The sequence below is a fragment of the Paenibacillus xylanilyticus genome, assembly GCF_013359935.1.
Classification (GTDB): domain Bacteria; phylum Bacillota; class Bacilli; order Paenibacillales; family Paenibacillaceae; genus Paenibacillus; species Paenibacillus xylanilyticus.
The window spans coordinates 1-655 of the sequence record NZ_JABMCB010000062.1 but is presented as its reverse complement, the minus strand read 5'-3'; the positions used below and the strand labels follow the sequence as shown (position 1 = coordinate 655).

The 655-nt window shown below is 45.0% G+C and carries 1 protein-coding gene; it reads right to left on the bottom strand.

Annotated elements, in window-relative coordinates:
- Window positions 1-447: 447 nt before the first annotated feature.
- Window positions 448-655 (bottom strand): anti sigma factor C-terminal domain-containing protein (locus tag HP552_RS00430; protein WP_175393802.1); only part of this gene is annotated, 208 nt, incomplete at its 5' end.

The window sequence follows — 655 nt, the reverse complement described above, 5'->3', positions numbered from 1 at the left end:
GGCTGGTCGCTTATATTTTGAAGCATTTGATCGATAACGGGAAGTTGAAACCGCCGTTGCCGCACCAGCAGAAGACGATTTCAACCTGGATGGGGCCGGTCAAGTAAGTCGGTTCGGAAATGTATACGAAGAATGGCCGTTACCGGGGGGTGTCCATTTTTACACAAAACTCTGTCTGTCCTACGAAGTGATTAGGACATCGCTATTTCACCACGGCCCCCTCCTGAACGTATGAAAATGATTAAAAACTACTCATGACGCATGTGCATCATGGGTAGTTTTTAATCGCAATCGTATCTGCCGGATTTCTCCTTTACCTTACGATTTTTAATCTTTCTTGTCCGCAACCAACCGTGAGAGGCCAGATGCTCCACTACACAGCAGATCTATTCAGCAAAACTGCCCGTTAGCATAATAAATATTGCTATTCATGACATAGTCATTACGTCACTTATCGACAATTGCCCCTAGTACGGCTGCTTTCACATATTTTTGCTCCTGCAGCGCCTTCAGGCTGTCAGCCGTCCCTGTTACTACGACGCCTAATATTCGCACGTCACTTGTATCTGGTTTCTCCTTGTCTCTACGCAAATAATCGTAAATGCGCTCAAACTCATGTTGGTATTTTCCATTGGTTTTTATCCCGTCTTCCAAT